This window comes from Blautia caccae (assembly GCF_040095955.1).
GTDB classification, from domain to species: Bacteria; Bacillota; Clostridia; order Lachnospirales; family Lachnospiraceae; genus Blautia; species Blautia celeris.
This window is the reverse complement of sequence record NZ_JBBMFP010000030.1, coordinates 36,512-60,889: the sequence shown is the minus strand read 5'-3', so window position 1 is coordinate 60,889 and position 24,378 is coordinate 36,512. Positions and strand designations below refer to the sequence as shown.

The window sequence follows — 24,378 nt, the reverse complement described above, 5'->3', positions numbered from 1 at the left end:
GTGAAGCCTGCCAGTGCCATCTCGCTGACGCACTGCTCAAAGGTATTCTCTTTTCCCAGGTCCGGAAGGTCATCATTAGTCCATGCGATAGGTGCGATTCCTAATTTTACTTTTTCCTTATTAAACATTGTTCATTCTCCTTTATTCACTGTCTTTTGTCCGGGGCCGGTGCCTCCGGCGTGCCGTTCCTTTGTTCTTGAATAAAGAATACCAGAATTCAGTCATGGCTTAAATCGGAAATTTTTTTAGCTTTGTTGTCATTTCATATGCTGTTTTCCGGTCTCCTGAGAATGTGGAATTTTTTTGTGTCTTTTTTTTAGAAATCCCTTCTTCCGGATAGTCACTGGCTGTGTTCCCTGCGATAATCCGCGGGACTGCAGTCATTGAGCTTCTTAAATGTCTTGGAAAAATAATGGTAATCATTGAATCCCGCCTCAGATGCCACATCCTTGATCTTGTAATTGGTGGTGCAGAGAAGTTCCTTGGCACATTCCATTCTGCACTCCTGCAGATAATTGGAAAAACCGATCTCCATCTCCTGCTTAAAGAGATAACTCAGGTAAGCCGGATTCACTCCCGCCGCTTCCGCAGCGTCCTGAAGGCTGATGGGTTTCTTATAATTGCCGTTTATAAATTCAATGGCATGGCGCACAGCCCCGGATACGCCGGCGGGTACCGCTATTTTCTTATCAGCAAATAATTCCCGGCTGTAATTCTCGGCAATCCTGCACAGCTCATCCATATCGTGCACATTGCTGTAAAATTCCGCCGGCCGTTCAAGACCAGCCCTTTTATCCAGGCGTCTGAGCCACTGGAGAACCAGTTTGCTGTCCACATGCGTACGCTTACAGGCATCCGTGACACGCCTCCACATTTCTGCAAGTTCCTCCTGCTTTCTCCCCTTTTTCAAGATCTCAATCCGCTCATACAGCTCTTCCGCGGCTTCCGGAAGCCTGGAACTGATCTCTTTTCCATTGTCAAAATAGAGGATATCGCTGTCATCATAAAAACTCAGCTTCATCATTTCTCTGGCCTGTTGGTATGCCTGACGGATACCCTCCTCGCCGAAACAGATATTGCTCACCCCAATCCCGAAATGATACGGCTCCTTTTTGCAGTACCTGAAGCAGGCGGATGCCACATTTGTCAGGCGCTGGCGCATGACAGAGCTTCTCCGCATGGATGACATATCCAGAAAGCAGCAGAATATTCCGGCTCCCAGGTAAATGATCTCCGCATAGTCACTGTCCTCCTGCAGAAGGTCCTCCATCTCTGTCATCAGCCCATGGCGGAAACTCTGGGAATACTGTTCCGCCTCCAAAGGACTCCATACCTGGTTCTTCTCATTCCATTCGTGCATAAACATATTGATGACCGCACTGTTCCGGAACCGCCCGCGGATACCGGCTTCTGCCCTCTTTGCCTCCCGCTCCTGCCCGTTTAAGGTGCCGGAGAGAATGCCGTTGAAAAAGTGGTATTTCAGGGTATGGCTTCCCATACGGATCAGTTTCCTGGTCCGTTCCTGCTCACTGCTTTTCTCCAGTCGTGACTCGATCTGGTGCCTGGACTTTTCCAGGATCTCCAAAAGTGTATCCTCATCCAGAGTATTTTTCAGGATATACTCGTCTGCTCCCAGGCGCATGGCCTCCTTGACATACTCAAAATCATCATGACAACTCAGAACCATGATGTATATATTTTCCTTCTCTTCCCTGATATGGCGTATCAGTTCAATGCCGTCCATAAGCGGCATGGAGATGTCTGTGATGATCACGTCAATCTTCTCTTCCTCCAGAACGTGCAGGGCCTCCTCGCCGTCCTGTACATCCTTTACCACCTCATATCCTGCTTTCTCCCAGGCATTCAGAGTCTTCAAATAACTCCTGACTAAAAAATCATCATCCACTAATAATGTACGAAACATAGGCCTCATCCCCTTTGTCACATTTTATCTGTCTGTCAAATATTCACTTCCCTGTCTGCCGGCAGGAAGATGGTGGCAGTAGTACCGTTTTCACTGCTCTCATATGTAATTCCGCCTTCCGCCTCATAATAGAGTTCCAGACGTTCCCGCACATTCGGCACGCCGATGGCACTCAGGCCGTTTGTCTTCTTGGCTTTGCTGGAGAGCAGTTCCTCTATCTGCTCCTTTGTCATTCCCCGCCCATTGTCAATGACAGACAGCGTCAGCCGTGTGCCCTCCACTCTGCCTCTGATCACAAGACGCCCGTTGCCGCCCTTCATATCAATTCCGTGAAGTATGGCATTCTCCACCAGGGGCTGCAGGATCAGCCTGGGAATATAACATCCGTAAGCATCCTTCGCAATATCGTACTCCACATCAAAACTTCCCTGATAGCGAAATTCCTGCAGATGGATATAATTTTTTAAAATATGCAGTTCATCCGCCACGGATATAAAAGTTCCCTTCTTATTAACGCTGGCCTGCAGCAGCTCCACAAAATCTCCGATGAGGCCGCCCAGCTCCTTCTCTCCCTTTATCAGGGCCGCGTATTTGATAGAATTCAGTGTATTGTACATAAAATGAGGGGTGATCTGATACTGCAGCGCCTCAAGCTCCGCGTCCTTTTTCAGTCTCTCCTCCTCGATCACCCTGGCGATCAGATCCTCCAGGTTGTCAAGCATGTGGTTAAATTCCCGGCAAAGGGTTCCGATCTCATCCTCTGTGGTCACATCCACCCGAAGGCTCAGATCACCTTTGCTGACCTTTTCCACGGTATCTGTCATATTTTTAATGGGTTTATACATGGCTCTGGTAATGGATGTGGCAAGAATGCCGCCGATCATGAGAAACAGCAGAAAAATAGCCACCAGAAATATCTGCATCTGCTTCAAATCCCGCAGAACCTCACTTTTCTGAATATCCATATACAGACCGCATTTGGAAAATGCCCCCTGATAGAAAATACGGATCTCCCTGGCATCCTGACTCTCAATACCGCTGGTACTTGGCAGTCGGTCCACGCCCTCATATACCTGCCCTACACTCTCATAATCCTTGCTTGTGACGATCTCCCTGTTTTTATCCAGAATCAGCGCCTTGGACACCTTCTCATCATACACAGGTTCCAGATATTCATAAAAAAGTGTCCTCTCCTCTGTGTTTGCCAGCATATATCCCAGCACGATGCCGTCATCATCTGTGACAGCCTGGATGCAGGAAAGCTGTTTTCCCGTGTCATGGACCATATCCCCGAACATTATGGGGACTGCTTCCTCGGTCTCCGTCCGGCGTATCTTCTCGATCTCCGCCTCCGGAATATCCCTTTTGCACACAGGATAGTCCTCTGAGGTGACAGCGATCCTCTCATCCGGAAAAATGAAATACAGCGAGCTTAAATCCTTGTATTCTGTACGGTAATTTCTCAGAAGTTCTGCAATCCCATCCAGGGCTTCACCGCTATGTGATGACCTGTATTCTTTTATGTATTGGACCATATTTATATCGCTGGCTGCTTTTACGTTGATATAGTAAATTTCCTGGAGGGAATCATCCAGGGAGGTAACCGTCTGCTTTACCCTGCCGTAAAGGTTCGTGGAATAATTCTCCTCTATCATCCCTGCTGATTTAAAATAAAATACCACAGTGATAGAACAGGCGGTCACTATGGTCACCACCAGAATTGCCAGCAGCACCTTGCTTCTGATACTTTGCAGCATACTCTCTCCTTTGCCGTTCATACATTCTGACGCACGTCACTTATGCGTACATTATAACATAGAACCCATTAGAAATCACGCCTCCGAAGACTTCGGTAAAGAATGTTACTGTTCACTGCGTGCCCAGCAACACGCTTCGCGATGCACAGATATGGAGCATTCTGCTCCATATCGCGCTGGCTGCCTCGGGATTTTCATGCCTTCGGCCTGAAAACACCTCGCGGGACAGTGGCGTGTGAACAGTAACAAAAGAATAACAGAAGTGTGCCGCTAAAAAAGCAGCACACTTCCGGTCTATAGAGGTCTTCCTGTAAACAATATAGGAATACGGATCAATATTCGATTTTAAGAATACCGCCTTTTTTCCATGCTTCTGTGGTAGCGAAACCAATCTGGGTAGATTTTGTTCCGTCGTATACAGTCACTTCCGGTTTTCTTCCGGATTCTACACAGTTGATAAACTCCTGCATCTCAAGCTGGTAGGACTCTGCGAATCGCTCCGGGAACCCGCTTACACATTCAACCACTGCACCGTTCTTGTCGTAGATCATGCACAGATTCTTCTCCGGAACCGGACTGATACGCAGGGAGCCTTCGGTACCGATGATCTCTGTCTCAACATGGTAACCATGAGCTGCAGTACGTCCCACATGTACAAATCCCAGTGCGCCGTTTTCACAGCGGTACATAGCTACACCTGTCTCGTCATCCCCTGCTTCTTTGAATTCCGGATGTTTGAAGGTCGCGCCTGCAGCGTAAACTTCAACAGGGTCGGAACCTAAGAACCATCTCATCAGGTCAATATCATGAATCGCCATGTCAATGAAGATACCGCCGCTGGTAGCCGCGAACTTGATGGCGCCCTCCACCAGTGCTTCCGGGTCAATCCCTGTTGCCTTTACCATGTAAGGAGTTCCGATTGCGCCCTCCTCGATTTTCTTCTTTGCATACGCATAGGATGGGTCAAAGCGGCGCATAAATCCCAGGAAAAATGCCAGCTCCGGATGACGCTCAACAGCTTCCTCTGCCAGCTTACATTCCTCCACCGTAACACCAAGGGGTTTGTCGGAGAAAACGTGCTTTCCTGCGTCAAGAGCTGCCGCGATCTGCCAGCAGTGCTCACCGCTTGTAGTTACGATAGCCACAGCATCAATATCTGCCTTTTCCAGCATTTCACGGTAATCAGAGTAAACATCCTGGACACCCAGTTCCTTCTTTGCATATTCCAGCTCTGCCGGCATGATGGAGCAGGCCGCTGTCAGCTCTGCATTCGGAATCTTGAATGCGATGTTGTTTGCGTGTACTTTACCTAATCTTCCTAAACCTGCGATACCTACTTTTACTTTTTTCATGTTTTTACCTCTTTCTTGATAATTAAATAATTGAAATTTATATTGAAATTTACAGCAACACATATATCACTCAGACTGACAGCTTGTCACATAATCCCAAATCAGGTCTGCTGCCTTCTGTACGGAAAATCTGCTTGTGTTGATCATCAGGTCATAGTTCAGAGGGTCTCCCCACTTCTGTCCTGTATAATAGTTATAGTAACGCTCACGTGTCTTATTCTCTTTTTCCAGTTCCTTTATGGATTTGTTCCCGTAAAATTCCTTTGCCCGCTCTCTTCGGAATTCCTCATCTGCGTAGATGAAGAAATTGTAGCATTCCGGAAATTCTTTTAAAACCACGTCCGCACATCTTCCCAAAAATACAGCGCTCTCCTTCTCCGCGATTCTGCGGATAACTTTTGCCTGTTCCCGATACATTTTATTATAGGAAGGAATGGATTCATATCCCAGGGAATTCACACCCTCCATAAAGGAACCCATGCTGTTATCCGGCATTTTATAAGACATATCCAAAATGGTATCCATATCCATGTCTGAATCGCCCAACTTCTCTGCTGCCAGGTACAGAATCTGTCTGTCATAGCAGCGGGTCTCCATTTTCTTTGCAAGCAGCTCTGCAATTTCCTTGCCGCCGCTGCCATACTGACGGCTGATGGTAATCAATGTACGTTCTTTCATATCTTATAACTCCCCTCTTGACTCACGTTCGATCAACTCTTTCATAATATCCGGGTACATCCTATCTAATTTGTACAGCGCAAGTGTGATAAATGCCACTGCTGCAATAAGAATCGGTCCGAATTTATAAATATTTACGATCATGTTAAGCGCTGTTTCCGGCTGGGCTGCGGTTCCCACAGAGGAGCTTACATAACCTGCCAGGGAGAGAAGCCCTGTCATAGCTGCAGATGCAAGACCTGCGCCTACCTTTGTTCCGATAGAACCGCCGGCAAAAATAAGGCTTTCCTGTCTGATGTGTGTTTTCCACTGTCCGAATTCCACTACATCGCCTACCATACCGAATACTACTGCATTCAGAGGAGCCAGGCCGATGGCACGTGCTACACAGCTCATTACCATCCACGGGAAGCTGTAAGGATTTAAGAAGAACAGAAGCTGTCCTGCCAGTGCGATCAGTGAACCCACAAGAGCAATATTACGTTTTCCGAATTTACGAATCAGCGGTGTACAGGCGAAGATGCCTGCTACCAGTGTCAGTGTCTCTGTCAGGAAAAGAGCACTGTACATCCATGTATCATTTCCGAATATGTATTTGCAGTAGTACGGTAAAATGGTTCCTGAGATACCGAAGGAAACGCTCTGTACCATCCATAATACCAGAACTGCCCAGAAATACTGGTTTTTAAAAAGTGCTGCAAATCCTTTTCCAAGGGGTACTTTCTCTGCTTTTTCCTTTGCCTCGATCCTTACGGTCTCTTCACATTTGAAGAAGCATACCAGAAGAAGAATCAGTGCCAGCACTGCCCAGATGGACATGGTCTTAACCCATGCTGCCTGATCATCTCCGAAAAGTTTAACGATTGGAAGTGTACAGGTGGCTGCAATGATCTTACCGATGGGAGAGAGTCCCATTCTCACAACACTCAGCATATCTCTCTCAGAAGAAACTCTGGTCATCATGGCTGAGAGGCTTCCGTAAGGAAGATTGATGGCTGTATAACATACAGTTGTACAGAAGTTATAAGTTACAAACAGATAAAGGAACTGAAGCATTCCTGTGGTATGCGGCACTGTAAACAGCAGAACTGCTGACAATGCGAAGGGTACGCTCATCCAGAGGATCCACGGTCTTGATTTTCCCCATTTGGAATTGGTACGCTCTACGATAACACCCATGATGAGGTCAGACACACCGTCAAAAAGCCTTGACAGCAGCATCATCAGGCCTACGGTAGCCGGACTGATTCCCACATAGTCTGTGTAGAACAGAGTAAGCAGCGTGCCGATCATTCCGAACACAACGTTGCACGCCACATCACCGCTGGCATAAGACAGTCTGGTTCCCCACGACAGCTTTCCTCCGGTTATTTTCTGTGCTAATTCTTTTCCCATTTTGTTTCCCTGCCTTTCTTTGAATCATCCTTTTGATGATTTTATTTTACCTTTTTGCAGGGAAAATCCTAGTAATAGAAATTTTAGATTCCTTAGTTTTATTTTTACGTGTTTTCCTGTGGCATTCTAAAAATATTGCTATTTTGGGGTACAGATCAGCAGCCAACCGGAAGACAGGGATTATTTTTTGATTTTTGTGTCATTTTTTTAGGTTCTGATAATCTTCCACGTTTTCCCGGGTCAAAATTTGTGTATCCAAAATCTTTTCACGGTCCTGTTTGATTCCTTTTTTATCATTCACTATATATTTCACGGTCTCATATCCAATCTCATAGCCGGACTGGGCTCCCAGCACAGTGATGCGCCCTTCCTCCACTGCCCGGATCGCGTCCTCCTGGTCATCCAGGGTAGCTATGGCAATGCCGCTCCCCCTGGTAGCTTCCGCAAGTCCCAGGGCAGTGACGGCACTGGTGGTCATAATCCCATCCAGATTCGGATAATTGGCCTGGATCTCCTCCATCTCCTGCTCCGATACGCGCAGGTTGCTGTATCCGCTCTTCTCCACCTCTATATGGATATCCGGTTCCTGCTCCATGTATTTTTCAAATCCGGCGATCCGTTTCTCATGGGATGTCTGCTGCCTGCTGCCCGCAATGATGGCAATGTTCCCCTTGTGCTCCATCTTATCAGCCAGCACTCTGGCAAGCTCATACCCTACCGTCTCATTGTCAATGCCTATGTAGGGGACCTCCACATCCGCGATAGGGGTGTCATAGGCATACACCGGAATCCCCATTTCCAGGGCTTGGGCATAGTAATCCTGATTATCGTAAGAATCAATGGGGGATACCGCCAGGGCATCCACCTGCATTTTCAGCAGGTCCTGTATCATTTTTTTCTGTATTTTTTTGTCGGTCTCCGTATCCGGGGACAAAATGACTGTCTTCACGTTCCTCTCTTTGGCAGCCTTCTCCATACCTGCATTGACAGACATCCAGTATTCGCTGTTCCTGGATTTTGTCACGACCCCGATAATGATCTCCTGCTCCGGTTCCCGCACATCCCTGCCGGCACAGCCGCTGATGCATAAAAGGCTGAGAGCTGCCAGAAAAAGCTTTGTTATACTCTTTCGCATTCCACATTCCCTCATATTGTTTTGTTTTCAGTTTATCATTTTCGCCAAGTAGTTACAAGATGGCAATGTTTTTTGTATGGTGGCTGGTATGGGGACAGCCTGATGGAGCGGGCGGGGTGGGGTGGCTGGTATGGAGACGGCCCGGTGGAGCGGGCGGGGGTCTCCTGTGGAAGCCAGCTTCGTTCCCCTTCAACTAATCGCTAACTGCGACTAAGACGCTCAGTAAAGACTTCGCGCCTAAGTCTTAGTAAGCGATGGATTTTCAGGCTCTCTACCGCAATGTCATCCACAGGAGACCCCCGCCCGCTCCACCAGTCCTGACATTCTATAGCGAAAAAATCCCTCTATCCGATACTATTTGCTCTCGGAACAGAAAAGAAAACTCTTTTCCCTATACTGATTCTCTTTCGGAAAACAAAAAAACCTTATAACCCTTGAACTAGCAGAATAATTACGGGTATCCGCCCATCAACAACCGCTTTACAATTGGGCGAATACCTGCCACTGCTATGCTTATACATAATCTGCCCAATAAATACACTGACCTGACGGAACACTGACACACTTTTCTCACAAAAGAATCAACTTTTTCTACACCGCAAAGTTTTAACTACTTCAACCTTTTCCAAATACTTTCGCACTAAAAACTACTATGACTAACGGGGACGCCGAAGAACAGGAAGTGGATGGAAGCGGGCCGGGGAAGGGATATGCCTGGGAGCGATGTCTCAGTGGAGCGCCGGGGAGATCCACCTGCCCCAGTTACTTAATGAAGAGGCCATTGCCGATGAATTTAGTAAATGGGAGCAGGTTAGCTCCCCGGCAGCGGAACGCTTCGCTCCCAGGCATATCCCTTCCCCGGCCCGCTTCCATCCACTTCCGTCCGCCTTCTCCCCCCTCCATCTCACACAAAAAAACCCCAGAACCGACAATCCATCGGTCCCGGAGCTTCACCACCTTACGGAATCAAATTACCACAGATTTCTATAAATCTGTTTCACATCATCCTCCGTAACTTCTCTCATCGTATTCTGCGGACTACCACTGTCCATGGCATCGAACGCCATCTTATCAATCACCTTAAAGAACTCATCCTTATCAATACCAAATTCACCCAATGTAGGTGTCTCCAGCTCTTTTGTAATAGCTTCCACTGCTGCAAGGAACTTCTCACTTGCCTCTTTATCGGAATCTGTATCCACTGCAACACCCACTGCGCGTCCCAGGTCTGCAAAACGGTCATATGCCCCTTCCAGAGCAAAGGTCAGGCATTCTTTCAGCAGCATGGCATTGGAAAGGCCGTGAGCTACATGGAACAGAGCGCCGATCGGACGGCTCATTCCGTGAATGATGGTGACAGATGCATTGTTGAATGCAATACCAGCCTCCAGAGCAGCTACGGACATCTGTACTCTGGCTTCCTCATTGCTGCCGTCCTTGAATGCAGCCGGCAGATATTTGAAGATACGTTTTACGGCTGACATGGCAAATGTATCGGAAAGTGTCTGTGCTTTTCTGGATGTGTATGCCTCCACTGCGTGGCATAAAGCATCGAGACCTGTGGCTGCTGTGATTTTAGGCGGTGCAGTCATGGTGAACTGCGGGTCAATGATCGCCAGGCTTGGCATCAGGACTTTGCCCTTTAACAGCATTTTGATATTTTTCTTTGTATCTGTGATGATCGTAAACTGTGTTGCCTCAGAACCTGTTCCGGCTGTGGTCGGAATCGCTACCATAGGAGGCATCTCCACATCAATCACTTTGCCCATGTAATCGGAAATACATCCGCCGTTTATAACCAGAGAACCGATGGCTTTCATGGAGTCAATGGGGCTTCCTCCGCCCAGAGCCACTAAAAAGTCACAGCCTTCCTCTTTGTATAATTTCAGGCCGTTTTCAATCATGGTATCTGTGGGCTCGCCTACGATCTCAGAGTAAATGGCATATTCCACTCCCTGGTTTTTCAGGGCTGCCTCAACTTTTGCGCAGTTTCCCAACTGGATCATCACTTTATCTGTAACAATAAGGGCCTTTTTTCCAAGTCCTTTTAATACTTCCTCTGCCATATTTAATGCGCCTGAACCGGAAATGATCTGACCCGGTACGATAAATTCTCTTGCCATAATCGTGTTCTCCTTTTTCTTTTCTATATTTTATGAAATGTCTGTTTGAATACTAAAATTCTGCGTCGTGCAGCCAGGTATACCGCTCGTCTTCACAGCGGTCTGTCTGCAGCCACGGATTGCCCTCAATGTGGCGGATCATCCAGCACGTGTACATCTGGAATCCGGGAGCCACTGCCTGGGGATGCAGTTCACCACCCGGGATCGCTGAAAAGCTTCCGTCTGTGCTCTTGAAAACCTGGTCACCCACAAAGCTGGCACCAAAGCCTTCCGGACGGTCGAACATAAAGTAATATGTCTCCGGCTGCGGATGTCTGTGCGGCAGATATCCTGACCAGTTTCCTCTGTCATTGAGAACCTCACCCAGAACCATGTTAGACCAGGGAGCGATATCATGGTCAAAGATGGTGTTGACTCTTCTCTTGGCAACATTTCCGAATTTGCCCTTGCAGGAATAACCCCAGGGAGCATCCTCCGGTTTGTATAATTTTGCTGCAAACTCTGTATCATTCTTTGTACACTGTACTAAAATCTCTGAATCTGCCTCTGCAGTTACGCTGACTTCTGTTCCTGTACACACATGAACGCACCAGGGGCCTTCTGTAAATACATCTTTTCTGCTGACAGTCTCCTTGTTTCCATCCCATGCATAGGTGATGTTTCCGGAGAGCAGAAGTACAGCCAGCTCCTCTCCGTCCCTTTTGAAGGATCTTGTCTCACCGGCTTTCATGCGGTAAACACGGATGTCCATCATCATGTCTTTATATTCGTTGTCATAGGTTGTCAAAATCTTTTCACCGTTTGCGTCAAATTCCGGGTATCCGAACACTTTTCCCATATCTAAATATCCTCCTTGTCTTATATGCTGTTATCCTGCCATAGCCGGGATAACCGGCTGCAGCATCTGGTTTTGCCGCACCGGCCCGATTTCCCTGCACTGCCGCAGACATTCCGGTCAGGGAATGGAGGGCTGTGCCAAGGGCGGATGGGTCCGTGCGGCATCCTGTGTTTATATAAAATTAATAAGCTCTGGACTCATTACGTCCTGTCATAACGCCTTCGCATGCTTTCTTTACACTGTCCTTGTCAGAAGTTGTGGCAATACCCACATTCCACCAGGATTCATAACCGTCTGTCATAGTTTTCGGAATTACCTTCAGATCAAAGAGGCAGGCAATATCCTGTTTCTTCGCATCCTCAAGAGCGGCAACCAGTTCAGCGATGGTCCTGCAGGTATACGTCTTCAGGCCATAGCCCTCGCCGATTTTTGCGTAGTCTACAGGAATCAGGTCCCCGGTCGGTTTCTTGCCGTCTGTATAACGGAACTCTGTGGCAATACTGCCGATACCGTGATTCATTTCCAGATTGTTAATGCAGCCGAATCCGCAGTTATCGAATACCAGGATGTTTACTTTCTTTCTCTCCTGCATGATCGTCATGATCTCGCTGTGAAGCATCTGGAAACTGGAGTCTCCTACCACACAGTATACTTCATTATCCGGCTCAGCAAATTTTACGCCCAGAGTGGCAGCCACTTCGTAGCCCATGCAGGAATAGCCGTACTCTGCATGATATCCGCCTCTCTTGTCTGTTTTCCACATACGCTGCATACAGCTTGGCAGAGAACCGCCTGCTGTGATGATGGTAGCGTCCTTGTCAATCGTTTTATTGATAGCAGCCAGTGCTGCAGTCTGTGTGATCTTACCATTTGTGAGTTTTACGAACTCAGGAACGGTTCTCGGGTCTCTGGCCTTGATGATCGGTTCAAAGTCATCACCTGTGTATTCGATTCCGGCCAGGCGGTCCCACTCTTTGTCCCATGCTTCTTTGGCAGCTTCGATTTCTCCGTTGTAGGAAGAAACATATCCTTTGGCACGCAGCTTCTCTGCCAGAGCTTCCACTGTCACTTTCGCGTCACCGATGGCTTTTACAGCGTCCATCTTGTATGCATGGTATCTGTTGTTGTTGATGGTCACGAATTTCACGTCTTCATTTCTGAATAAATGTTTGGAGCTTGTTGTGAAGTCGGAAAGTCTGGATCCTACTGCGATCACCACATCCGCGTCTTTTGCAATGACATTGGATGCCAGGGTTCCTGTCACACCGATACCGCCCAGGCAGTAAGGGTTGCTGGTCTGGCACGCACTTTTCCCTGCCTGGCTCTCGCCAAAGGGAATGTGAAACTCCTCACAGAATTTTTCAACGGTCTCGCCGGCTTCTGAATATTTCACACCGCCGCCTACGATAAGCAGTGGTCTCTTTGCTTCCGCAATGATTTCGGCTATATCTTCCAGCTCTTCTTCCACAGCCACCGGACGGGTGATCCTGTGTACGCGTTTCTCGAAGAAATAATCCGGGTAATCATAAGATTCCCCTTCCACATCCTGAGGAAGTGCGATACAGCATGCACCTGTCTCTGACGGGTCTGTCAGCACGCGCATTGCGTTGATCAGCGCTGTCATAAGCTGCTCCGGACGGGTGATCCTGTCCCAGTATTTGCAGACCGGCTTGAACGCATCGTTTGTTGTGGTAGCCAGGCTGCTGCTCTGCTCTAACTGCTGCAGAACCGGGTCAGGCTGTCTGGATGCAAATGTATCTGCCGGAAATACAAGAAGCGGAATATTATTTACAGTTGCTGTGGCACAGGCAGTTACCATATTGGCAGCTCCCGGTCCTACGGATGAAGCACAGGGAATGATGCTCTTTCTGTTGTTCTGTTTTGCAAATGCTGTTGCCACATGGCACATACCCTGCTCATTTCTTCCCTGCATAACTCTTAACTGTCCCGGATTGGTATCCAGTGCCTCTCCCAGGCCTACTGCAATGCCGTGTCCGAAAATGGTGAAGAAACCTTCCACGAATTTTGTTTCCACACCGTCCATGGATACATACTGATTATCTAAAAACTTAACGATAGCCTGTGCAACCGTCATTCTTGTTGTCTTTGCCATGATTAATCTCCTTTCATATACCGGGCAGGCGCTGCCTGCCACATGGGCGAGGGGGGAAACTCCCGGCCCGCCCCGCAGTCAGTGTTTATGTTAGTATCTATGTCAACGGTTGTCTGTAACCGCTATGACGCTGCGTTTCCGTACGGTCAGCGCAGTAAGTGCGCAGACCTGTCAAAACCATTATACTCTTGCGATCATTTCGCCGAATTTTTCTTTTTCCTCTTTGATGAATGCGTGCACTGCATCCGGTCCCGGAAGGGAATCGGAACAGTTGTTGCTTCTGACCATCATGGAAGCCTCTGCGGAACCGAATTCCAGACAGTCGATCACTTCCCATCCCTGATACAGTCCGTATAAGAAGCCTGAACCGTATCCGTCGCCGCCGCCGAAGCCTTTTCTTGCGTCAACCGGGAACGGTTTGATGGAGTATTTCTGTCCGTCACAGGTGTAAGCGGTGGAGCCCTTCATGCCGTGTTTGATCACAACGATCTTGGCGTTGTAGCTCTGCCACAGGGCTGCGGATTCTTCATCTGTCATGCCCGGCTGGATCAGCTTCTCAGTCAGGTCAAACTCTTCTCTTGAGCCCATGATGATGTCTGCTTCTTTTGCTACCATGGAATAGTAGATTGCGATCTCATCACTGTTCTTCCAGTTATACTCTCTGTAGTCAATGTCAAAGATGATCTTCGTATTATTTTTCTTTGCCAGCAGAACGGCTTTGATGGCTGCTTCTCTTGATGGACTCTCAGCCAGCGCTGTTCCGGAGATCAGGATTGCCTTTGTCTGTTTTATGTATTCCTCATCAATGTCATCCACATGAAGCTGTAAATCAGCGATGCAGTTTCTGTACATCAGAATGCTGCTTTCCTTTGGTGACAGCATCTCGGTAAATGTCAGGCCCAGCTTCTCGCCGCCGGTGCATTTTGTGATGTGTGAGGTATCAATACCCTGCTCATCAAAATAATCCACTACATACTCGCCAAACTGGTCATCGGAAACCTTTCCCAGGAATCCTGCTTTCATGCCGTGTCTTGTAACACCTACAGCGATGTTGGCCGGTGAACCGCCTACGAACTTCTCAAACATATGCACTTTTTTCAGAGGTTTAAACTCCTCTTTCACCTGGTCATTGTAAGCCGGGTTAAAGTCGATTGCCACACGGCCCAGTAAAACCAAATCCATTGGTCTGCTCTGATCAAATTCTACATACTTCATAAAAACTTTCCTCCTGTTTTTTTCATCCATGTTTGCGTGCTTTTTATTTATGTGTGCGTTTTACGTGCTTTCCTTTTGTGCTTTTATAGTATCACACGCATCGAAGATGTGCAAGCACTTTTTTATTTTTCACACTCTTTCTATTTATTGCACAATTTTATGACTGAATTTTATTACATTTTCACAATAGTTTTTGCGTGTTTTAGGCGCGTGCGAATTGATTTTATGTTGTATTATCCTTGATATTTCACAGTCAAAAAAGACCGTCGGAGCAGATGCTGCCTCGACGGTCAATTTATTATCATGTTATTAATCTTCAGTTCAAATCTTCTCCATTACTTCTGATCACATTTCTCATCCATTCATAACTGGCTTTCCTTATACGCTTTCCCGTACCTTTTCCATAATCGTCATAATCCACATAGATAAACCCATACCGCTTAGTCATCTCCGAAGATGAACAGCTCACAATGTCAATGGGTCCCCAGGCATAGTACCCCCGCAGGTCCACACCATCCCGCACAGCCTCCCGCATCTGCTCTATGTGAGCCCGGTAATAGTCAATCCGGTAGGTATCCTGTATCTGTCCCTGTTCCACACTGTCACAGAATCCCATGCCGTTCTCTGTAATATAAATGGGACACTGGTATCTGTCATAGAACAGATTCAGCATAGTCCTAAGTCCCACAGGATCCAGGCTCCACCCCCACTCGTTTGCCGAGAGACTGGGGTTTCTGTAGGTACGGTTTCCCTGACGGAAGGATTCCTCATCGCAGACCTTCATATAATAATAGGAAAAGGAAAAGAAATCCGCCGTATTTTTCAGAATCTCTTCGTCCCCGTCCGCAAACTGCAGCTCAATCCCATTATCCTCAAAGAATCTCAGGGCATAACCCGGATAATATCCCCGAAGCGCCACATCCGAATAAAAATATTCCATCTGGTTGTGTCGTACTGCAGCCAGCACATTTTCCGGCCCGGAGTCTTTGGGGGATGCGGGACCTCCGCACAGCATAACTCCGATCTTCAAATCCGGGTATCTGCTGTGTGCGTACCCGGCAGCCATGGCACAGGCCACAAACTCATGATGGATACCCTGGTACTTGGCCTGAAGCAGATTTTCTGCCCTGTCCCCGGCAATTCCCAGATGGTTGAAGGATTCAAAATGGATCATATTGATCTGATTCACCGGAATCCACAGCTTCACCCTGTCGTGGAATCTGTCAAAAAGTACACAGCAGTAACGATAGAAAAAGTCCACAAGCTCCCTGGAATACCATCCGTTATAAGCCGTAGTCAGGTGCAGCGGCATCTCATAGTGGGAGATGGTGATCATAGGCTCCATGCCGTTTTTGATAATTTCGTCAATCAGGCGGTCGTAGAAGGCCAGGCCCTCTCCGTTGGGCTCCTCCTCATCTCCGTTTGGAAAGATTCTGGCCCAATTCACGGAGAAACGGAAGGATTTGAGTCCCATCTCCGCCAGCAGTTTCAGGTCTTCCGGGTACGTGTAGTAGAATCCGATGCCCCTCCTCTTGGGATAGTTACCTTCCTGATCTGCCATAGCGGCTTTAATTTGACTGGTGTCCATCTCCAGATTGCAGCGTTTTTCCAGAGGCAGATCCCCCTGGAAAGCATTGATATCTGCAATACACATTCCTTTTCCGTCCACATCAAAGGCACCCTCCGCCTGATTAGCGGCGATTGCCCCGCCCCAGAGAAAATCTTCCGGAAATCCCTTTGGTGATTTATTCATGACTCCACCTCCTCACTGCCTCTGCAATCTCGTCCACACAGTCCTCTGCCTGGGGATAGAAACCACATTTGTCCAGAAATGCGTGTTCCATTCCCCCGTAGCGGATGACACGCACCGACGCCCCCGCCTCTGCCAGCTTCCTTGCATACATCTCATCCTCCAGCCGCAGATAATCGTACTCTGCTGTCACCATCAAAGTAGGTGGATACCCGGTAAAATCCTCTGCCAGAAGCGGAGAGGCACCCGGCTCGGTAATTTTCGCCGCATCCCCCATATACATCTGGTTCAGCCCATCCATGCTCTCCATCATCCAGGTCAAAGCCCGCCGTATCCCGGGATGGTCATCCCTGTTTTCATAGACATCCATGCTCCATGTGTAGCCATTTACCTCCGGATCCGCACTTCGCGTCACGGTGGGGTAGAGTAAAACCTGATATGCGATCCGGTTCTCTCCCCCGGCCCTGTCCAGATACACACAGGAAGATGCCAGACCGCCCCCCGCACTGTCCCCGGCAACGCCGATTTTGTCCTGCCTGATACCCAACGTTTCCGCATTCTCCCAGACCCAGCCAACCGCATCCATACAGTCATGGAGTCCTGCAGGATACGGATTTTCCGGTGCCAGGCGGTAATCCACATTTATCACCACCGCGTCCCCTCTCCCGGCTATGGCCTTACAGGGATTTTCCACCACATCCATGCTTCCTCCGGTGAATCCTCCTCCGTGGAAAAAGAGCAGACAGGGCTTACGCCTCTCTCCCCCTGCCGGGGTATAGATTCTGACGGAAATCTCTCCGCCTCTGCCGGGTATCACAACATTTTTACCCTCGACTTTGCCATCTGTGATGTCCTCGCTCTCCCATCCCATCGTCCGTCTCATGGTCTCAATCATACTCTCCCCGGGAAGGGGAGGCGCTGGAAACAGATACCGGAAATTTTTCTTCAGGCATTCTTCCACCTGTTCCGGATGTTCCTCCGCCTCCTCACGCTTCAGGGTGTGCAGCCTTAAGGCACGCGGGTCCATACACCCGCGTTCCCTGTCGGCACATTCTTTTACCAAAAGGCTGAGTCCGTCCACACATACATCTTCCGCATTTTCCTTCAGCTCCCTAAGACGGCCTTCATACTCTTCTCTGTTCATATATTACCTCCCGCTTTCCGCTTTTCTCTGATGCAGCTCTTCAATGATCTTCGGATACTTCTTATCCAGATCATAGAGAAGGCTCAGGATCACGCATACCACAGACAGAGCCATGGGAATCCAGATAAAGTTGGCACGGATGGCATTGACGGAAGAGGCAGACTGCACTGCATTCTCCACGTATCCGCCTGCACTCATGACAGCCGCTCCAATCACACCTGCTGCCGCCATACCCAGCTTCACCATAAAGCCGGAGAAGGATGTGAGAAGGCCCTGAGGGCGGATTCCTGTCTTCCACTCCGAATAGTCAATAGCGTCTGCCATCATAACATACGGCACTGCATTGGCGGTACGAAGTCCTACAGCACCCAGCACAGCCCAGAACATGAGCAACGGAAAGCTTTTTCCTGCAAGGAAGGTTCCTGCAAGACTTCCGATGAAGATCACATTGCCCCAGAGCACGCAGTTCCTCTTTCCTATTTTCATGGCAACCGCCGGCACTACGAAAGCCAGAGGAATGGCCAGAAGATTGGGAATAGCCAGAAGGGAAGCCGCAGCCTTTTCATTTTCCAGGTAATATTTCGCATAATACATGGTTCCCTGATTCTTGATGATCAGTCCTGTAAAGCTCACAAAAGACATGGCACACAAAAGGACCCAGGGTTTGTTCTTCGCCGCCGCACTCAGGGATTCTCTCAGTGTGATCTTCTCCTGGATTGGCACAATACGTTCCTTTGTGTTCTTAAAGCAGATGATGAGCAGCACAACGCCCACAACGCCATACACGGCAATTGCTCCGGCAAATCCAGCCTTCCGGTTGGTTCCGCCCAGCTTCTCCACCAGACTCAGAGTCACGCCGCTGGCAATAAAGGCACCTGCACTGGAACCGATCATCTTGAACATGTTAAAAGAAAGTCTGGCGCCGGAATCGTCTGTCAGGTTACTCAGCATAGTGGTGTAAGGAATGTTCAGCGCTGTGTAAACCACACAAAAAAGCACATAGGTAATCAGGGCATAGATGAATTTTCCCTGGCTGCTCAGGTCAGGTACTGTAAACATCAACACACCGGATATAGCAAAAGGCACTGCCATCCAGAGCACATAGGGCCTGGCCTTTCCCCATTTCGTGTTGGTCCGGTCCACGATATTTCCCATCAGTGGGTCCGTCACCGCATCCACGACTCTGGAGACCAGCATGATAGTCCCCACAGCCGCAAGGCCGATTCCCGCAATATCTGTATAGAAAAACATTAGATAGGAGCTGATCACTGTAAACAATGTGTTGCAGGCCAGGTCCCCAAAGCCGTAACTGATCTTTTCTTTCATCGTAATCTTATTCATTATATAAAATACCTCCTCTTTTCTTTACCTCTGATCCGGCTGCTGCCCACGCACATTCAGCACAGCTCCCAGTATGTTGGAACCGTTGGCGAACCGGCATCTTCTTACCTCTGTCTGCAGAAACATTTCATCTGAACGGAAATATCGGAGAAATTCCTTGTGGTGCACTTCTGTCAGTTTTTTCAAAAACCATTCCTCCTCAGACACCCCTCCGCCGATGCAGATGACCTGGGGATCATACACAGCCTCCACGGCGATCAGATACATGGACAGGCGGTAGAGCCATTCCTCCACTGTGTGTATCGCACATTCCTCCCCCTCAAGGTATCTTCTGAGCACTTCTCTTCCTTCCCCCAGTGCAGGCTCCTCTTTTCCGGAAAGCTTATGGTAGAGCCACACAAGTCCTGTCATGGAGCAGAGATTTCCCATCTTCTCAAAACGGCCCCTCTCCGGGTCAAATGCCGGAAGAAAATGCAGTTCCCCCGCAAATCCCCCCTGTCCCAGCACAACGCCGTTCCTATCACAATAACATCCGCCTATGCCTGTTCCGATCAGAATACAGACTGAACTTTCGGCATCCCTGGCATTGCCAAGTCTGAATTCACACAGCCCGGCGGCCTTGGCGTCATTGATAGCCGCAGCCTTTTTGCTGCACCGCTTCTCAATCTCCTCCGGCACATTGGTATGATACATGGCGTCCACCCCGGGCGCTGCGTATGTGTTAACACGCCCGTCCGGCCCAATCAGTCCCGGCGCGCACACACCCACGCTGTCAAATTCCCCTCTGTCCTGCCATCCACTGGCCAAATGGTCGTAAAAGGCATCCTTATCCTTCATACTGCCCGTGGGTATTTTCCACTGGCTCACCATCTCGTATTCCTCATCCACCAGGGCATATTTGATAAATGTACCCCCGATATCAATTCCCAAAGTATTCAAAAGCTCACCATCCTTTACTGTCGCTTTTGCCAAATGAACCGATTCCCAGCTCCTCAAGCCGTTTCGCATATTCCCCATGAGTCTCGGTCACAGGAGGCATGTCCCTGTATACCGGGGCCTCGCTGATCCTCCCGGCAAAGGGATACTCCACTCCAAACCGCCGCAGGGAATTCAAATGCTGATCCATACCGCACAGCCGTTTCTCCCTCACCCGGTCAAAATCCAGCGTCTTGGTCACAAGCGCCGGATTCTCTCCGCACTGGTGCACAATCTCCCCCTCCGGCCCCGCAATGACAGACCTGCCGCAGTACGTAGTCTTTGGACCGATTCCCGTACTGCAGGACCAGACAAAATAACACTCATTTTCCAGCGCCCGCACTCTTGGTATCAAGTCCGGGATATAGGAAAATTCCTGGGGATCCAGAGCCGGACACAAAATGAGTTCTGCTCCCATAAGGGCAAGTGTCCTCGGTATCTCCGGAAAAAACTGGTCATAACAGATCATCAGACCAACCGTCACATCCTTCTCCGGAATCCTGAAAACACAAAACTCCTTCTGCGGCGCAGGCTCCGAACATTCCGCCGGGCGAAACGGCACCTGTTTTCTGTATTTTGCCACAATCTCACCGTTTGGTCCATACACAACACAGGTATTGTAAAATTTTCCCTGGGGCAGCTCCGGTGAAATCTCGGCCATGGTGCAGGGCAGGAAATAAATGCCGTATTTCCTGGCAATAGCCCCCATCCTTCTGGTAAATTCCCCTGGTACCGTGTCCGGCCTGGCACTGATTCCAAATTCCGCGCCCACCACCAACTCCGGTTTTACATAGTTTTGCATGAGTACAGATACCGCCTTTTCCAGATACTCCAGACTCTCGTCCGGTTCCATAATAGGCATCTGTATGACAGAGACATTTAATCTTCTCTTCATCCATTTTCCCCTCCTTTAACTCTCTGCAGTTCTGCTATTCCCACAAAACTGCATTTATCTGTTTATCAGTCTAAAGAATATAGCAGGAATAATGTCAATAGCAATATTTTCTTTTCTTTGACCAATTTTCCCTGTTTATCCAACAAAAAAACCTTATACCTGCTATAAGGTTCAGGTATAAGGTCTATTTTTGTTTTACCGGTATCTGTATCTCTGTAAGAAATTCATCCGGGTTGTCTGTGATGGAAATATTGGTCACTGAGGTTTCCAGGGAACTTCCCGCTATCTCATAATGATTTTCCCGGATGTAACTGCAAAGCTTTCTATACGTATTACTGATCGTGTAATATTCCCCGATGTGGGCCGCTGTGGCATAGAGTCCTTCTTGTATCAGCAGTGAATTTTTCCCTTCCACACAGGAGTCCGTGAGAAGTCCAATGCCGCTGTACGTCCGGAATTTCTGGTTTCTCAGACTCTCCTCGTCGATAGAGAGGATCACGTGTCCCTTTCTGGAAGTCTCCTTTCGCTGCCCGGATCGCATGTAGGACTTGTACACCATGGCTATATACTGATCCAGATCCTGTATCCCGAAGCTTACCGGAATAAAATACGCATGTCTTCTGGGCAAATAGCTGATTTCCAGAATATGGTCCTGGTGCTTTTCCCTGGTGAGCCGGATCATCTTCAGATAAAATTCCGCCTGCTGCTCAACTGAGATCAGCTCTTCTATCCTGCCCTTTAATTCTCTTCTCTTGTCCTCCAGCAGATGTTCCAGCTCGTCCAGCCGCTTCACATTACAGTATTTCCGTATCTCCAGAAGGGAGAAGCCCATCTGCTTCAGCTCAATGATCATAGCCAGCCGGGCAATCTGCCCTTGTTCGTACTGGCGGTAATTGGTCTCCGGATTCACTGCCTCCGGATTCAGCAGTCCAATCTTATCATAATACCGCAGCGTCTGTGTAGAAATATGAAATAGATTGGCAATCTCGGAAATGGTATATAATTCCTTCACATCTCGCGCTCCCTTCTCCGGCATTCTGGCAGAACATGCATAATCTGTCAGTTCAGATTATACTTTGTCTTAATATTGATCTCTGTATACATATATTCTTTTTCCGGCATTCTTCCTCTTCTCAGCATATCAGACAGAATGGAAAGCGCCCGGTACCCCTGGTCGTATCCCTCCTGGTCAATGAGAAAGTCCACGGTGCCTTCCAGAAGCGCCTTCTCATTCTTTGGTGTCAGGTCATAGATGATCACATACGGACGCTTTTCCAGGCTCAGCTTGTCAAATGCCTTTCTGACTCCCGCCTGCCCGCCGGAGGCCACAAAGATGCCCTCCAGATCCGGGAATGCCGACATGGAGTTTACGATGATCTTCTCCACTTCATCTGTGTGGTCAAAACTGCTCTGCACCCCCACCAGATCCATTTCCGGAAAACTCTTCTTCAGTTCCTCCACAAAACCGTCCACCCTGCGGCTGCCGGCGCTGTTGGAAAAATATCCGGTGATAACCAGAACCTTTCCCTTGCCGCGCATCATCATCCCCATGAGTCCTGCTGCGGTCTGTCCGCTTTTCCAGTTGTCAAGGCCCACAAAGCAGCAGCGTTTTGTTCCCACAATATCGGAATTAAAAGTGACCACCGGTATGTTCTTCTCCTCGGTCAGCTCATTCAGCTTCACCCTCACCTTATCGCAGTCCACCGGCATCACAGCCAGCGCGTCCATGCCTTCCTCCTCCAGCTCTGTGATCGCACGCATCTGCTCTGCCTCATCCACAGAAGCGTTCTCTTTTATGAGCACTTCCACGCCCTGATCCGCCAGCTTTTTCGCCGCATCCCGGATTCCCTTGTTGACCTGCAGCATAAAGGAGGACTGGGATAGCTGTGTCACGACTCCGACACGCTTTCCCCTGCCGCTCTGTTTTCCTGTGCTGTCCGCCTTTTTCCTGTGTTTTGGCACATATCCGATCTCATCTGCGATCTGTTCTATTTTCTTAGCCACTTCGGGGTTGATCCTCCCCCGGTTGTTCAAAGCCCGGTCCACAGTTCCCCGTGACACCCCTGCCAGCTCCGCAATCTGTTGTATTGTCCCCGCCATAATCCGCCTCCGGAAATTTTTATAAGAATATTTCGCACGCAAAACACACGTTTTTCTATTATATAGCACGCGTTTTTTCTATTATATCCTTTTGCACGCTGTTTTACAAGCAGTATCTTTAAAATTAAGGCTGATTTTTACGCAGCATCTCATATAATTCCAATACCATGACAGAAAGCTGCATATAATTCCTGGTATAGGCGTCATCCAGATCGGATTCCAGAAACTCTTTTATTTTCCTGATTCTGTATAATAAGGTATTTCTATGAATATAGACATCCTGTGAGGTATTCAGTACGGAGCGCTCATGTTTCAGATAAGAGGAAAAGGTAGCAAACAGGCCGTCCTTCTCCTCCTGTTCCCTTAACCACAGTCTTCTCACATCCGGATGGCAGGCATACACCATATCCTCCATATCGCCTGACAGAAGGATATGGTCTGCTGCCGCCTTATAAAAATCAAAAATACGGTCTGTTTCCCCGGAAAACCATGTTTTCATATTCTGCGCAGATTTTGCCTGTCTGTATAAATGCCATACGTTATAAATCCCTTCCATCCAAAGACTCATGCTCACATCAGCCTCTGTCTGCTCTAACAGAAGCCGGACGCGTTCCCTCTTAAAGCTGCCGCATTTACTGAGATTCCATATGAGAATAAAAGCATTCTCACCGCCTACGATCCTGCTCTCCGGAAATATATTCATAATCGTAGTCCGCAGGACCTCTGCTGCCTTTGCCGACATTTCCGTTCTCTTTGGACACACCAGGACAATCTGGTATTCGTCTGAAACCTTCCAGCCGGCATAATCAAGTTTCCTGGCCAGCTTTTCATCATCCACGGCATCCCGGTTCAGAAGACTGAAGAATACAGAATTTTCAGCGTTCTTCTCCTTTTCTCCCTCCTTCTTTTCCAAATGCTGATGCATAATGTGCAGAAGCATCTCCAGTATCTGATAATCCCCGTAATTCAGCGGTCTTTCTTTTTCTATCACGTTGATCCTCAGAAAAAATTCATTTTGGTATATAAGGGCACCGGTGATTCCTTCACAGTTTAAAATAGTTCCTTTAAAATGAAACGGCAGTATTTTCTCATACTCAAAATCGTGGTCAGGATAGTAAGATTTCATATATTCCAGAGCCTGAATGGAGGAATAACCGTGGCGTGACAGATAGGCCCACTCCCTGTCCACGTCATTCTCCCCATACTGGGAACTCATCCCCAGAACCTTGCAGTCTGCATCAAACATGATCATAGGATTGTGGAAGACACGGAAACAGGCATCCACCAGGTCCTGATATGACCTCTGAAGCACCAGCTCCAGAATATTCTGCTGCCAGTCATCATAAAAGTCAAACACACTCTGGATGATATCAAAACCCTCCGCCAGATTCACATCCCGGAGCCTGATGCTGCCGGATTCCGCAGCGCATATGGTATCACTGCCCTCTGCATAGATATATGCACAGTCTGTGGCGTACACAAGTCTGGCACTTTTCAAGACCGGCGGGTCGCTGTCACTTAAATTTATCTCCATATCAAGAAAATATATCCTGTTCGCGATCATGTGCATACTTAACTTCATAAAGTTCCCCCCTTGTAATAAAACACGCTGTAGTACTAAAGTAAATCATACCATAAAACGT

The 24,378-nt window shown here is 48.3% G+C and carries 18 protein-coding genes and 1 pseudogene; all 19 read right to left on the bottom strand.

The annotated features are described in order from the left end of the window. Window positions 1–128 (bottom strand): annotated as a pseudogene (locus WMO65_RS23525) (myo-inosose-2 dehydratase); the annotation flags it as partial. A gap of 212 nt (window positions 129–340) precedes the next feature. Beyond that, window positions 341–1,924, bottom strand: coding sequence for a response regulator (locus WMO65_RS23520; protein WP_148392406.1), 1,584 nt, complete (start codon window positions 1,922–1,924; stop codon window positions 341–343). Between the two features lie 35 nt (window positions 1,925–1,959). Further along, window positions 1,960–3,681, bottom strand: coding sequence for a cache domain-containing sensor histidine kinase (locus tag WMO65_RS23515; protein ID WP_033144159.1), 1,722 nt, complete (start codon window positions 3,679–3,681; stop codon window positions 1,960–1,962). Window positions 3,682–4,013: 332 nt separating this feature from the next. Beyond that, window positions 4,014–5,033 carry a Gfo/Idh/MocA family protein gene (locus tag WMO65_RS23510; RefSeq protein ID WP_148392408.1) on the bottom strand — a complete coding sequence of 340 codons (1,020 nt, stop codon included), beginning with the start codon at window positions 5,031–5,033 and terminating at the stop codon, window positions 4,014–4,016. Between the two features lie 66 nt (window positions 5,034–5,099). After that, on the bottom strand, window positions 5,100–5,711 hold the full coding sequence (locus WMO65_RS23505; protein ID WP_033144226.1) for a cytidylate kinase-like family protein: 612 nt from the start codon (window positions 5,709–5,711) through the stop codon (window positions 5,100–5,102). 3 nt (window positions 5,712–5,714) lie between these two features. Then, entirely contained in the window at window positions 5,715–7,106 is a 1,392-nt protein-coding gene (locus WMO65_RS23500) for an MFS transporter (RefSeq protein WP_033144225.1), read from the bottom strand. A gap of 199 nt (window positions 7,107–7,305) precedes the next feature. After that, on the bottom strand, window positions 7,306–8,241 hold the full coding sequence (locus WMO65_RS23495) for a substrate-binding domain-containing protein (protein WP_118593861.1): 936 nt from the start codon (window positions 8,239–8,241) through the stop codon (window positions 7,306–7,308). Between the two features lie 971 nt (window positions 8,242–9,212). Then, window positions 9,213–10,364 carry an iron-containing alcohol dehydrogenase gene (locus tag WMO65_RS23490; protein WP_033143022.1) on the bottom strand — a complete coding sequence of 384 codons (1,152 nt, stop codon included), beginning with the start codon at window positions 10,362–10,364 and terminating at the stop codon, window positions 9,213–9,215. Window positions 10,365–10,416: 52 nt separating this feature from the next. Then, on the bottom strand, window positions 10,417–11,202 hold the full coding sequence (locus WMO65_RS23485; RefSeq protein ID WP_054353254.1) for a 5-deoxy-glucuronate isomerase: 786 nt from the start codon (window positions 11,200–11,202) through the stop codon (window positions 10,417–10,419). 181 nt (window positions 11,203–11,383) lie between these two features. Beyond that, complete coding sequence (gene iolD, locus WMO65_RS23480) at window positions 11,384–13,315, bottom strand: 3D-(3,5/4)-trihydroxycyclohexane-1,2-dione acylhydrolase (decyclizing) (RefSeq protein WP_148392411.1); 1,932 nt, start codon at window positions 13,313–13,315, stop codon at window positions 11,384–11,386. A 180-nt stretch (window positions 13,316–13,495) separates the two neighbouring features. Beyond that, on the bottom strand, window positions 13,496–14,530 hold the full coding sequence (gene iolC / locus WMO65_RS23475; RefSeq protein ID WP_033143019.1) for a 5-dehydro-2-deoxygluconokinase: 1,035 nt from the start codon (window positions 14,528–14,530) through the stop codon (window positions 13,496–13,498). A gap of 316 nt (window positions 14,531–14,846) precedes the next feature. Then, the gene (locus WMO65_RS23470) at window positions 14,847–16,283 is read right to left on the bottom strand and encodes a glycoside hydrolase family 1 protein (RefSeq protein ID WP_148392412.1); all 1,437 of its coding nucleotides are present in this window, start codon (window positions 16,281–16,283) and stop codon (window positions 14,847–14,849) included. Next, window positions 16,276–17,424 (bottom strand): alpha/beta hydrolase, encoded by a 1,149-nt coding sequence (locus WMO65_RS23465; RefSeq protein ID WP_148392413.1) that lies wholly within the window; start codon window positions 17,422–17,424, stop codon window positions 16,276–16,278. The genes WMO65_RS23470 and WMO65_RS23465 overlap by 8 nt, the downstream gene beginning before the upstream one ends. A gap of 3 nt (window positions 17,425–17,427) precedes the next feature. After that, on the bottom strand, window positions 17,428–18,765 hold the full coding sequence (locus WMO65_RS23460; RefSeq protein ID WP_148392414.1) for an MFS transporter: 1,338 nt from the start codon (window positions 18,763–18,765) through the stop codon (window positions 17,428–17,430). Between the two features lie 24 nt (window positions 18,766–18,789). After that, on the bottom strand, window positions 18,790–19,737 hold the full coding sequence (locus WMO65_RS23455) for an ROK family protein (protein WP_243128805.1): 948 nt from the start codon (window positions 19,735–19,737) through the stop codon (window positions 18,790–18,792). Beyond that, window positions 19,709–20,635 (bottom strand): carbon-nitrogen hydrolase family protein, encoded by a 927-nt coding sequence (locus WMO65_RS23450; protein ID WP_148392416.1) that lies wholly within the window; start codon window positions 20,633–20,635, stop codon window positions 19,709–19,711. The genes WMO65_RS23455 and WMO65_RS23450 overlap by 29 nt, the downstream gene beginning before the upstream one ends. Window positions 20,636–20,819: 184 nt before the next feature. Next, window positions 20,820–21,647 carry a MerR family transcriptional regulator gene (locus WMO65_RS23445; RefSeq protein ID WP_187370575.1) on the bottom strand — a complete coding sequence of 276 codons (828 nt, stop codon included), beginning with the start codon at window positions 21,645–21,647 and terminating at the stop codon, window positions 20,820–20,822. Between the two features lie 47 nt (window positions 21,648–21,694). Then, window positions 21,695–22,735 (bottom strand): LacI family DNA-binding transcriptional regulator, encoded by a 1,041-nt coding sequence (locus tag WMO65_RS23440; protein WP_148392418.1) that lies wholly within the window; start codon window positions 22,733–22,735, stop codon window positions 21,695–21,697. Window positions 22,736–22,859: 124 nt separating this feature from the next. After that, the gene (locus WMO65_RS23435) at window positions 22,860–24,317 is read right to left on the bottom strand and encodes a PucR family transcriptional regulator (protein WP_148392419.1); all 1,458 of its coding nucleotides are present in this window, start codon (window positions 24,315–24,317) and stop codon (window positions 22,860–22,862) included. Window positions 24,318–24,378 lie beyond the last annotated feature (61 nt).

Coding starts and splice junctions, on each gene's coding strand:
- WMO65_RS23440 (WP_148392418.1), bottom strand. CDS start 22,735: ATGGCGGGGACAATACAACAGATTGCGGAGCTGGCAGGGGTGTCACGG.
- iolC (WP_033143019.1), bottom strand. CDS start 14,530: ATGAAGTATGTAGAATTTGATCAGAGCAGACCAATGGATTTGGTTTTA.
- iolD (WP_148392411.1), bottom strand. CDS start 13,315: ATGGCAAAGACAACAAGAATGACGGTTGCACAGGCTATCGTTAAGTTT.
- WMO65_RS23485 (WP_054353254.1), bottom strand. CDS start 11,202: ATGGGAAAAGTGTTCGGATACCCGGAATTTGACGCAAACGGTGAAAAG.
- WMO65_RS23435 (WP_148392419.1), bottom strand. CDS start 24,317: ATGAAGTTAAGTATGCACATGATCGCGAACAGGATATATTTTCTTGAT.
- WMO65_RS23510 (WP_148392408.1), bottom strand. CDS start 5,033: ATGAAAAAAGTAAAAGTAGGTATCGCAGGTTTAGGAAGATTAGGTAAA.
- WMO65_RS23490 (WP_033143022.1), bottom strand. CDS start 10,364: ATGGCAAGAGAATTTATCGTACCGGGTCAGATCATTTCCGGTTCAGGC.
- WMO65_RS23450 (WP_148392416.1), bottom strand. CDS start 20,635: ATGAAGAGAAGATTAAATGTCTCTGTCATACAGATGCCTATTATGGAA.
- WMO65_RS23520 (WP_148392406.1), bottom strand. CDS start 1,924: ATGTTTCGTACATTATTAGTGGATGATGATTTTTTAGTCAGGAGTTAT.
- WMO65_RS23495 (WP_118593861.1), bottom strand. CDS start 8,241: ATGCGAAAGAGTATAACAAAGCTTTTTCTGGCAGCTCTCAGCCTTTTA.
- WMO65_RS23505 (WP_033144226.1), bottom strand. CDS start 5,711: ATGAAAGAACGTACATTGATTACCATCAGCCGTCAGTATGGCAGCGGC.
- WMO65_RS23515 (WP_033144159.1), bottom strand. CDS start 3,681: ATGCTGCAAAGTATCAGAAGCAAGGTGCTGCTGGCAATTCTGGTGGTG.
- WMO65_RS23500 (WP_033144225.1), bottom strand. CDS start 7,106: ATGGGAAAAGAATTAGCACAGAAAATAACCGGAGGAAAGCTGTCGTGG.
- WMO65_RS23470 (WP_148392412.1), bottom strand. CDS start 16,283: ATGAATAAATCACCAAAGGGATTTCCGGAAGATTTTCTCTGGGGCGGG.
- WMO65_RS23460 (WP_148392414.1), bottom strand. CDS start 18,765: ATGAATAAGATTACGATGAAAGAAAAGATCAGTTACGGCTTTGGGGAC.
- WMO65_RS23465 (WP_148392413.1), bottom strand. CDS start 17,424: ATGAACAGAGAAGAGTATGAAGGCCGTCTTAGGGAGCTGAAGGAAAAT.